The sequence below is a fragment of the Nostoc sp. CCY 9925 genome (assembly GCF_963920935.1).
Lineage (GTDB): Bacteria > Cyanobacteriota > Cyanobacteriia > Cyanobacteriales > Nostocaceae > Nostoc.
On sequence record NZ_CAWUDO010000181.1, the window covers coordinates 1 to 8842 of the forward strand.

Consider the following 8842-nt stretch of genomic DNA (forward strand, 5'->3'; position numbering starts at 1 on the left):
AATAGGCAATAGGCAATAGGCAATAGGCAATAGGCAATAGGCAATAGGCAATAGGAAAAAAGTTTTTTTTGAGTTGTACTGAGTTTTTCGATCAATCAAATAATGAGTACTATATTAGTTACATTGGTGACAATTTAGGAAAATAATTTGGTCGGTTGAAAAATGCAAGATTCAGTATTTGTTATATTTCTCGTTTTTGGTTTTATTTGGGTTTTGATGGGAGTTGTAGGTTGGATTGCGTTTTTAAAATCTGAGGGTGAGGATATTAAGTTTGGCAAGTGGGGACTTGTAGTTGCTATTCCAATATTAATACCAATAATTTTTACTCTGATTATTGGTATCTTGTATCACTAATTAAAGCAATTCAGTAGAGTTGGCACAATAAAATCGAAACTATGTGAATAAAAATAAACCAGACTCAAACCCTGATTACTCTTGTTTATTGCCTATTGCCATTTAACTATTAATCGCACTCCTGACTAGAATTACTGTACTTTCTACACCAGAAGCGATCGCTTCTGGAATATTACCTTGAATCGCCTGCTGCAACAATCCCTCACGCGAGGCTCCCAAAACTACAACATCGTAATTTTCAGTTTTCACTAATTTAATCACACCTTCGGCAACTGAATCAGCTTGTACTGGCAGACCAACAACACTACTAGACAATTTCCGGCTACGCATCAGTTGACGGATAGCATTTTCTAAAACTGTCATGTTTGGCTGCAACTCAGATGGCTTAAACACCTGTGTTAGGCGAATTTGCGGTTTATTCCCCAAGGTGACTAAAGCCGGAAGCAATTTAATTGCTACTCGTGAATTCGGGCCGCCAGCCATTGGGACTAGCCAACGGTTGAAGTGGGGAGTTGAGGGAGACGCCAAGAATTCTTTCCCCGTATCCCCATGTCCCCCCGTCCCCGCGTCTTCCTGAGTTTTGCCTAACTTGACTAAAACTACTTCGCAGGTGGCTTGGCGAATTATGGTGTCTACAACGTTGCCAAAAATCCTACCAGGGGTAGATGTGCTACCTTTCCATCCCATTAGGATTATGTCGATGTGTTCTTCGTTGATTGTTTCCAAAATTGCCTGAGCGACATCGTGGGTAACTCGAATTTGTGTATGCAGGGGAATTTGCCACTTTTTTGCTAAGACTTCTGCTTGTCGGAGCAGGCGGCGACTTTTTGTTGTTTTTACCTGTGCTTCAGATGGGGAAGTGTGACGTGACACTGGCATTACTTGGATGCACTCTATTTCATAATGGCGATCGCGGGCAATAGCTGTTGCCATTTGCAATAAAATAGCCGCAGTTTCGGGATTAGCTACTGGTACTAATAATCTCCCTCTACCAATGCTGGGCGATCGCGTTTGGTAAACTACATAAGAAGGTTCTCGTCGCAGTTTAGGTTTCCTGTCATCAGCATTTAGATGGACTGCTTCCGCTCGAATAATATCTGCACGAGTAATAATCCCAATCAGTTTTCGTCCATGTACCACTGGTAAGCGACTAATTTGATAGCGATCAAGTAAATACAGTACATTGCTCAAGGTGTGGATTGGTGTTACTGTCATTGGGACAGGCGTCATAATTTCTTTTAAATAAATATCATTGGCTAAATTGCGTTCGCGGATTTTCAGCAAATCAGTTTGCGTCACAATTCCTACCAATTTACTATCCTCTACTACGGGAAAACCCCGGTGATGGGAACGAGCAAAAGCTTGCATTGCTTCTTCCAAGCTCATCTCTGCATCCAGAGTTTCCACCCGTTCTTGCATCACATCTTTGGCAGTTAACTTAGTTAATGCTCCCTCCACAGCAACTTGTTTGGTGAGAGTAATACCTTTCAATTCCAAAAGTTTTTCATAAAGCGAACCAGGCACCGCCTTCTCCGCAACCAAGTAAGCTGCTACACAAACAATCATTAAAGGTAGTACCAGATTGAAATCCGTAGTCATCTCAAACACAATCACAATTGCTGTGATTGGCACCTTGGAGACAGCGCTAAAAAATCCACCCATTCCCGCTAAGGCATAAGTAGTCGGCGAACCTTCTCCTGTGATGTAGAACTCAGATATACCGATAATGTGTCCTAAACAAGAACCCAAAATTAAACTAGGAGCGAATAAACCCCCTGGCGCTCCCGAACCAAATGCTACTAGTGTGAGGATGAACTGCGCCCCAAAAGCGATCGCTGCTACAGTAGGATGGGCTACTCCAGTAATTACATATTCTCTTAACCCCGTATTATCACGGAATGATGGGGGAAGCATTGCCACCACAACACCAGAAATAAATCCAGCCAAAGCCACCCGCAGGGGTAAGCTGATATGTAATCGTTGATAACATTTAATACTAAATATTATTCCCCGATTAAATAATGCACCCAGTAGGCCGGACAAAATACCCAATACGAGGAAAAAAGGAATTTCGGGGATAGAGAATTGGCTAGAAGATTGAACTAATTGCAGGTTCAGGTCTAAACTACCACCACCTAAAAGCCGGGATATTACCCCACCAATAAACGAAGCAATAATCGCAGTTCCCAAAGTTAGTCCCGATAAATCGTGGAGTAACTCTTCCACGATAAATAATACACCTGCGATCGGGGCATTAAAAGCAGCTGCCAAACCTGCACCCGCGCCCGCTGCAATCATTTGCCGCCGATGATCTGGAGAAGTGGGAACCCAGCGACTCATCCCTGCTGCCAAACCTGCCCCCACTTGGACAGTGGGGCCTTGGCGTCCCAGAGTCATGCCCGAACCGATGGTAATCATGGCACTGAGTAACTTCACACCAGCCACACGCCAAGATAACCTAATCGGTACATTAGCTAAAGTTGCTTTTACTTGGGGAATACCACTACCAGAAGCCTCTGGTGCCAACCTTTCCACCAAAGTGCCAGCCACAAACCCCATAACAAGACCAACTATCGGGAGTGACAGCCATACAGGTAAAAGACTAGTACTCTGAACTCGCCACGTCCCCAGCCATCCCGAACCGACTTTCAGCAACACCGCAGATAGAGCAGCAACCAAACCTATAACACAAGCTTCGGCGATCGCTAAACCTCTTCTAGGCTGCCACCAACTGCGAAAGCGCTGATTCAGAATTGGAAGAGACATAATTTTTGGGGATTAGGGATTAGGATTGGGGATTGGGGCATGGGACATAGGGCATTGGGAATAGCGAATGAGTCTTTGATACTCGTGAATGAGTCTTTGATACTCGTGAATGAGTCTTTGATGCTCGTGAATGAGTCTTTGATACTCGTGAATGAGTCTTTGATGCTCGTGAATGAGTCTTTGATGCTCGTGAATAAGTCTTTGAACTCCGTTAATGAGTCTTTGATACTCGTGAATGAGTCTTTGAACTCCACTCTCTAGCTCAATGTCCAATGCTCCATGTCCAATGCCCCAATCCCCATTTAATTACTTCTCCCCGTTGTGGATAGCCCTTCGACTATAAGAGATGGAGTATAACAAGAACCATTCCAATCAGCATCGTTGCCGAGTGTAACTAATTGCTTGAGAGCTGCGTAGACATTACCTGCAACCATCGTATCCTTAACGCGTCCAATTACATGGCCATTTTGTACGCGGTAGCCTAAATCAACGTTAATCGAAAAATCTCCAGAAATACTGCCGCCATTACCCAGCATTTGATCGACAATTAAGCCATTATCCAGGTGTCCAATCAACTGTTGTAGCGATAACGATCCTGGCTGGATGAGAAAATTAAATAAACCAGGGGTGGGATAGCTGCCTAAACTGGGGCGAAAACCATTTCCAGTAGTATTAGTACTGAGTTGGCGGCCGGTGGTGCGATCGCCATAGAAATGCTCTAAAGTTCCGTTTTGGATAAATACTAAAAATTGAGTCGGAGTACCTTCATCATCAAAAGGGCAACTGTAAGGGCCGGCTTGGGGATCTTGGTAGAGAGTGAGGCTAGATGCCATGACTTGGCTACCCAGGCGTTCTGCCCAAGGGGAAGCTGCTTCTAAAACTAGCTTGCCATTCAAAGCTGCTTGCACAGTACCCCAAAGCATATCGGCGGCTTTAGAAGTAAACAAAATCGGGACGCGGCCATTGGGAGATGAAACATTTTCTCTTGCCCAAATTAACCGCTGTAAAATTTGGTTAGCTAATTTGTCTGGGTGGAGTTCGCCCCGCTGGGTTTGACCATCGGAAACACTCAAAAAATCATCGCCGCGCACCCATTCTGCCGATATGTAGCAACTGAGGGTAGTATCGGTGTAGTGGCAATCTAAACCTTTAGTATTGACTAGTCTAGTGGTTTCAACATCACATTCCCAGTCGCCATTGCAGACAACATCTGGATAGGCATCGCGGATGAGTGCGATCGCTTCCTTGCCCCAGTCTACCAAAACCTCTATCGGCACACTTTCCCCTAAATCTGGGTAAGATGGCTGAAAATTAGAGCCTAATTCCACTGGTTCCGACTGATTAAGTTGACTTAAAGCCAAAGCTTTTTCCACCATCACTGGGGCTGGGACAGAGCCGTAAGCCACCGTCAGTCCTGGACGCCCATTTCGCCAAAGCCGCAGGGCTGTACCTTCAGATTGGCTGGTTTCTAGCTGCTTGAGTCGGTTGGCCTCAAAAAACACTGGACGAGAAAGCGAGTGCGACTGATACACCTCAGCTGCTTCTGCTCCAGATTTTATGGCTAGTTCCAGCAGTTCTTCTGCTAGTGTATCTTTTGACAAATTTTCAGAACCCATGACCCTTAGTGAATTGTGGATTTTGAACCGCATATCAACGCCAACAGACGCAGATAATTATCCAAAAAATCATCAGCGCGTCTTTGTAATTGGAATTTTCAACCACAGATCAACGCTGACGGACGCAGATAATTATCCCAAATCATTGTCATGTCTCAACGTTTCTTAGGCGATCGCAATTTTTGGTCATTTGTCATTTGTCATTTGTCATTAGGGAGCCACTGCGTTGGGCGGCTTTGCCGACTTGAAGCAAGTGGCGTCATGGGGAAGAGGGGCAGTTCTTGAAGGGGGGCAAGGGGGAGAATGAAAAATTTCCTCTTTCCCCTCTGCTCCCTGCTCCCCATCTCCCCATTTTCAAAGATTAACCTCTTGCAACAGCCAAAAACCAGCAAATGATTCCGCTTGCGGATCGGACTGTACACCCAGAAAATGCACACCATTAGCTTTTTGCTTAGCTTCTTCAAAACCTTTGGCTTCTGCTAAAGTTTGAGATTTTTTGATATTTGCCACAATCCAGCTTTCAGTAACACCAGTTTCTAAAAGCAATTTTGTCTCTTCGGTGGTGTCAACTTTCAAAAAAGCCAACTCCAAACCAGACATCCAGCCCGCCAAAGGCAAGGCTCTAGATGAGAAAATCAAAACACCAGGAATACGAGTTTCAGATGATACTTGCGCCAACTCTAGCGGGAAAGCTTCACCAAAGCCAATTTCCCACTCTGACATCTCTGCCAGATCCCCGGCTGGTAAGCTCACAAATACCCACTGCTGTCCTTCCAAAGCATCTGGTAAACGTTGCGGCAAAGGTTTCTCCAAACGGACTGAGGGATTAGTTCCCCCTTGATACCCTGGTTCTTGAGGATATACTTCCTGCATCCGCTGTTCTAACCATTGGTTGAGAATCAAAGTACGGCGGCTGGGCTGCGCGGGAATCCCCAAGTCTTGGCAAGCTTTCGTAATCATATTATTCATTTGGCGGCGGAAAAAGCGAATTTTAATTGGCGCTTTTCCAGCTTGGCTAATAGCCTCCTCCAATGCAGTCCGCAACCAGCCCGAATTTACCTGGGTACTGGGACAATATTGAGCATAGCGAAACAAAGAATCTGCTGTTGTGTTGGTATCCAAAGGACTTTCACAGACTAAGACTTCCCAAACTTTTTTTTGGTTGGCGTCTAAAATCGGACGAGAGTAAAAATCGATTTCCCAAATACTGCCCATGTTTTACGGTGAAAATCTGGTTGTTATGTTTTCCTAATATCTCGATCATACGAGTGTTAGGGCAGCATGGGGAATAAGGGAGTGGGGAGTGTGGGGAGTGTGGGAGGTGTGGGGAGTGTGGGAGTGTGGGGAGACATAACATGAAACTTTTGAAACTTTGAGCTTCGTCGTAGAATAGACCTCTTACATAAATATTTTTTGTCTCACGCAGAGGCGCACAGAGAAGTCGGAGCGGCGGCTTCCGCCGTAGACGCCTAAAGGGTAGCTTGCGGCAGGCATCTGAACTTCGGTGGGTGCAGAGAAGAGAACGCAAAGTAAGACTTTTGCAACAGACTCCATGAACACGGTGAGCGCAAAGCGCACGCTACGCGAGCACAACGAAGGAATGAAAATATTTCTTCACCAGTCCCCAGTCCCCAATCCCCAGTCCCTATTTTCAAGGCAGGTCTATTTACTACGGTTAATCCAAACGGCTCTCAAACCAGCAGCTTTGGCTCCGTAATAATCTTCGGCAATGCTATCGCCAACATGCCATGCTGCCTCTGGAGAACATTTATGTTTGTTTAAGGCAATGGCAAAAATTTGAGGATCGGGTTTTGCTGCACGTACCTGGGTAGAAATAGTAATAGAACTAAAAAACTCTCTCAATCCCAAACTTTGCAATACTGAGTAAATCCGGGAATCAAAATTAGACAGCACTCCTAAAGTAATTCCCAACTGTCGCCAATTGATTAAAGCTGGTAGGACATCGGGATAGATAAACCACGGTTCGCCAGTACCAAAGTGAATATAAAGTTCGCTAAAAAAAGCTGAAAAGTCAGAAAATTGCTTGAGAACACCTGCATTTTCAAAAGTGTTCAGGGCAATTATCCGCCACCAATCAAACTCACGCTGGGGGATATCTTGCAGCTCTGCATCTGGAAATATGGGTGGTGGCGATGCTTTAAAGCTTTGGATGAAAGCTGTATTTAATGTCTCGGCGGAAACTGTAACGCCGAACTCCTGGGCTATCTGACTATAAACTTCACCCACACTGCCTTTAACGTCGAAGAGTGTGCCCACAGCATCTAAAAAAATAACTTTCGGTTGTTCCATAATGGGGACTAGGGACTGGGGACTGGGGACTGGGGACTGGGGAATGGGGAATGGGGAATGCCGAATTAAGAGCAGAGGGAAGGTGACAGTAAGTGTTTCCACTGTGCCCCATCACCTCTGCCCCGTAACTCTTCCCAATACCTAGTACCCAGTACCCAGTCCCTATTTCCCTATTTAGAAAGTGTTTCTATAATAGGACGGACTAGCCAATTAAAACCAACTTTAAGCTGATGGTCTAAAGTTGGCAACCTGTATAAATAAGCAAGACGACGACCGATGTATCCCAAACGCCCTTCTAGTTTGATTCCTAAGCCAGCGAGGGTAGCGTTGTCTTTCCCCAATGCCATCATTTCTCCTAACTGTTGATAGCGGAAGGGAAGTAGGGGACGATTGGTAAGAGAAGCCCAAATATTCCAAGCAGCGTAATCAGCTTGTTGGAAGGCTGCTTGGGCGGTGGCGGGGACTTGTTGCCCTTCTACATCATGACAGTCTGCTAAGTCTCCCAAGGCAAAGATTTCTGGATGCTCGAAGACTTGCAGATTAGATGTAGTGCTGATTTGACCGCGCTGATTTTGCTTGAGGGGAAGCGATTTCACTACTGGTGCAACTCGTGTTCCCACTGTCCAAATTACTAATTCGACGGGAATTGTGTCTACCTGATTTTTATACTCTAGGGAGATGGTATCTTGGTCGATTGATTCGACTTTGGTTTCTAAATCGAGAAACACACCACGGGCTTCTAAAGCTTTTTTGGCTGCTTCACGGTTAAATTCTGGGGAAGTTCGCAAGATTTGGTCGGCGATTTCAACAATCCGAAAGCGTCCTCTTTCACCTAGTCTATCGGCTAGCTTACAAGCTAACTCTACGCCACTGTAACCAGCCCCAACGATCGCTACTCGAATTTTATCAGCATCGGATTCTTCTAAAAATCGCAGGCGTTCTTCTAAACGATAGGCGTCGGAGATTGTCCGGAATGTGTAGGCGTAGGCTGCTGCACCTGGTACTAAATCTAGCGGTGTCTCTCCTCCTAGCGCCAATACTAATCGGTCGTAAGGGATTTGCGGCCCTTCGTGTAAGTTGACCCGTTGTTGGTCGATGTCAATTCCAGATACTACTCCTTGATAAAAACGTACCCCTGTACCTTGTAAAAGTTCTTCAAATGGTGGGGCAATTTCCCAGGTTTGCAGTTCGCCAGTGAGTAATTCGTAGAGGAAGGGAGAAAATAGAAAGCGATCGCTTTGATCTACTAAAACAATTTCGGGTTTTTGTGTAGATTCCCAAGGTAACTGGCTTAAACGCAAGGCTGTGTAGAGACCACCAAAGCCTCCACCAAGGATGCAGATTCTAGAAGTTTGTTGAGTCATCGATTCTATGGGACGGTCAATACTAGGAGGGCAACTAACTTAAGTGTAATGATTTCTTTGCCGCGATCGCCATCAGCCAACAATCCAAGTATTCACCTTCATGGAGTTCATGAGCAGGCAATAACTTTATTTTTACAAAACCAGATTTCTCATAGCAGCGAATAGCACGAGGATTATCAACGTGCGGGTCGATGACAATTTTCTTTGCTTGTACTTGTTCAAAAAGATAGTTAATAACTACTGACAGGATTTTTGTCCCAATTCCTTGATTCCAATAATCGGTTTCGCCTATAAATAAGTCAATTGCATAAACATTATCAGTTTCATCAAGACAGTACAATTGTCGATCTGTTTTTAATAAGTCATTGACTGCACAATAAGTAAGTCGGCACGAAAAAACCAAACTATGTAAAGATAAATAAATACGGAGAA

General features: G+C 44.9%; 7 protein-coding genes. 1 reads left to right on the plus strand and 6 read right to left on the minus strand.

The window, feature by feature from the left end:
• Positions 1–162 precede the first annotated feature (162 nt).
• Positions 163–354 (plus strand): hypothetical protein, encoded by a 192-nt coding sequence (locus tag ACM0OY_RS38390; RefSeq protein WP_414573956.1) that lies wholly within the window; start codon positions 163–165, stop codon positions 352–354.
• A gap of 102 nt (positions 355–456) precedes the next feature.
• On the opposite strand, the gene ACM0OY_RS38395 is transcribed toward ACM0OY_RS38390, so the two are convergent.
• The 6 genes from ACM0OY_RS38395 to ACM0OY_RS38420 all read right to left on the minus strand — a co-directional run.
• The gene (locus ACM0OY_RS38395) at positions 457–3120 is read right to left on the minus strand and encodes a chloride channel protein (RefSeq protein WP_414573957.1); all 2664 of its coding nucleotides are present in this window, start codon (positions 3118–3120) and stop codon (positions 457–459) included.
• Positions 3121–3422: 302 nt separating this feature from the next.
• Positions 3423–4736, minus strand: coding sequence for a TldD/PmbA family protein (locus ACM0OY_RS38400; RefSeq protein ID WP_414573958.1), 1314 nt, complete (start codon positions 4734–4736; stop codon positions 3423–3425).
• A 354-nt stretch (positions 4737–5090) separates the two neighbouring features.
• Complete coding sequence (locus ACM0OY_RS38405) at positions 5091–5951, minus strand: Tab2/Atab2 family RNA-binding protein (protein ID WP_414573959.1); 861 nt, start codon at positions 5949–5951, stop codon at positions 5091–5093.
• A 447-nt stretch (positions 5952–6398) separates the two neighbouring features.
• Positions 6399–7046: an HAD-IA family hydrolase gene (locus ACM0OY_RS38410; RefSeq protein ID WP_414573960.1), complete on the minus strand. Its 648-nt coding sequence runs from the start codon at positions 7044–7046 to the stop codon at positions 6399–6401.
• A 170-nt stretch (positions 7047–7216) separates the two neighbouring features.
• Positions 7217–8410, minus strand: a complete 1194-nt coding sequence (locus ACM0OY_RS38415; protein ID WP_414573961.1) for an NAD(P)/FAD-dependent oxidoreductase — start codon at positions 8408–8410, stop codon at positions 7217–7219.
• Between the two features lie 34 nt (positions 8411–8444).
• Positions 8445–8842, minus strand: a 398-nt coding sequence (locus ACM0OY_RS38420) for a GNAT family N-acetyltransferase (RefSeq protein ID WP_414573962.1), incomplete at its 5' end; no start/stop codon positions are given.